6 protein-coding genes are annotated in these 2,184 nt (G+C 31.0%); all 6 read right to left on the bottom strand.

Annotation, left to right across the window (positions count from 1 at the left end; genetic code table 11):
- The coding region (locus ACW6OJ_RS08245; RefSeq protein WP_456096303.1) for a DUF6609 family protein at window positions 1-241 on the bottom strand (241 nt) is incomplete at its 3' end.
- Between the two features lie 50 nt (window positions 242-291).
- Window positions 292-438, bottom strand: coding sequence for a DNA-binding protein (locus ACW6OJ_RS08240; RefSeq protein WP_456096302.1), 147 nt, complete (start codon window positions 436-438; stop codon window positions 292-294).
- A gap of 386 nt (window positions 439-824) precedes the next feature.
- Window positions 825-1,136, bottom strand: a complete 312-nt coding sequence (locus ACW6OJ_RS08235) for a YjcQ family protein (RefSeq protein WP_456096301.1) — start codon at window positions 1,134-1,136, stop codon at window positions 825-827.
- A 10-nt stretch (window positions 1,137-1,146) separates the two neighbouring features.
- Window positions 1,147-1,395 carry a hypothetical protein gene (locus ACW6OJ_RS08230; RefSeq protein WP_456096300.1) on the bottom strand — a complete coding sequence of 83 codons (249 nt, stop codon included), beginning with the start codon at window positions 1,393-1,395 and terminating at the stop codon, window positions 1,147-1,149.
- A 160-nt stretch (window positions 1,396-1,555) separates the two neighbouring features.
- On the bottom strand, window positions 1,556-1,699 hold the full coding sequence (locus tag ACW6OJ_RS08225; RefSeq protein ID WP_456096299.1) for a phage portal protein: 144 nt from the start codon (window positions 1,697-1,699) through the stop codon (window positions 1,556-1,558).
- Between the two features lie 229 nt (window positions 1,700-1,928).
- Window positions 1,929-2,184: VOC family protein (locus ACW6OJ_RS08220; RefSeq protein WP_456096298.1), on the bottom strand; the 256-nt coding region annotated here is incomplete at its 5' end.

Below are 2,184 nucleotides of genomic sequence, written 5' to 3'. Positions count from 1 at the left end.
CTTTATCTTGAAATTTACTCGACGAACCGTTGGATAGTTTATTCAACACTTTTTTATTCATATTTATTGAGAAAAAACTGATAACATATCCAATGCAAAATACTTGCATATTGATGATTTGTTTTCCTCCTGTCAAAGTTGCCAATGAAATAATCATCGCTACTACAATTAACCATAAACCACAGGCTCTCTTATAATTAAATTCCAACTTTTCATCTTTATTATAATTTAAAAAAAACATAAATACCTCCCTAAGATTTCTAATTTCTCTTTGTTTAAAAATAAATTCCATTATAGTTTCTCAGCGTCTACAGGAATAGCCCAATATGAGCCAACCTTTGTGGCACCAGGTATACGTCCAACCGTGCAAAGAATCTGTATTCTTCTAACTGTAATACCCCACTTTTCTGATGTTTGCTTTATTGATAAATATTCCATCATAATCTCTCCGTAAATAACTTTACAGCTACACTCATCAACAATAGTATATTCCAATCTACGAATAAAATCAAATTGCAAATATAACAAAAAAGCAATACTTTTCGGATTGCTTGGTTTAATGATATAATATGTATGTCCTATCCCTCTAAAGGAGGTGATATATTGATTAACTGGACACTTTTCATAGCGGGAAATGTTATTTGCCCTATAGTCGCTGGTCTTATATTGCATTATGCAATACAATTCCTAGACAATAAAAAGAAATAATGTTTAAAGGGAAGAGCGGCAACTCTTCCCTTTTTTGTCCTTGATATATTGTATATCGAACACTCTTCATTTGTATACTTGTATTATATCACCCCTTAAAAGAGGTGTCAAACAAATTATATAAATGGTCTTACGTCTTTAATATCTTTCAAACCATTCTTTATTTTTTCCATTGCAGAATTTTCTTGTAGAAACTCCATCCCTTTTATTGTTAGCCTAGGACTCATAAACATAACTATATTACCTGTTTTTAATTTTGATATCTTTATTCCAGTTAAATACCCCTCATCTAACAAAGTTTCAATTATCTTATTAACTCGATTATCACTTGCTTTCAAATCTTTGATAAAAGATTCATCAAAGCTTATATCATCCATCTGTTTATCGACTTCTGAAAGGACCTTGTACACTATTTTCATATTGTCCATTATATCACCTCTATTTGAAAAACTGTGTTAATTCTATATCTGACTCTACATACAATCCATCGATGTCAAAATCATTAAATACCCTTAGTTCTTTTCCATCGATATAATAATACTGTATTTTAGAATCATCAACATCATGTAAAAACTGACCCTTTTTTATGTTAGGTATAAATTTTTCCAGTGCCTCACATTGCCTTATAAATAAATCTTCTGCAAATTGATCACATATATTATATATGTATTTATATTCTCTACTCATAATTTTTACCGTACCTTTCTAAACCTAATTTTTTATCAACACCTCTATTAGATTTTTTAGAAGTTCTTAGTATATCCTCATAAGCTTGCTGTCTAGTAACTTTCCTTGTTACTTCTTATCTGTTCCATGGCCAGTATCTTATATCTTATCGACACACCACTTAAGTTATTACCAAGCTTTCATCCTGCATATCAGGTGTATAGGAAAGCTTATGTATATCTCTTCTTACTCTATCCTTGTAGTTTTCTACCCATGCATCATTAACCTCTTTGATTAACCATCTAGCGTCATCATCTAACAGCATTACCCTAGGGCTACTTCTGACACCGTTAGTAATTTCTTCTGGTATGTAGCCTGTCCTACCTTTGCCTTGTAACGCTTAACATTTCCTCTATACTTTGACACCTACATTCTACCACAGAAGTATAGCAATAGATTTTTTATTTAATTGTTCAACTTGATTATACAATCAACCTCTAAAATAAAATTTAAAATTCTTTACTTGAAGCTATTTTTTCTATCTCTCTTAATTACTAAAATTTCAATAGTCCATTTTCGTCAAACTTAAAATTTGGATCCCATGCAACTTCCCAACAGTATCCATCTAAATCCGAAAAATATGCATGATATCCACCCCAAAAAACTTCCTGTGGCTCTTTTATAATTTTTCCACCTGCTTTTCTTACTAATGCAATTACAGTCTCTACATCTTCTTTATGTTCAACATTGTAGGCTAATGTAATTCCTGAAAATCCATTCCCTTTTGGTGGATTATTTTCATCAATATCT

It is taken from the genome of Peptostreptococcus sp. (genome assembly GCF_977045075.1).
Note: the sequence above shows the minus strand (reverse complement) of the source record. Positions and strands in the feature narration are given on the sequence as shown.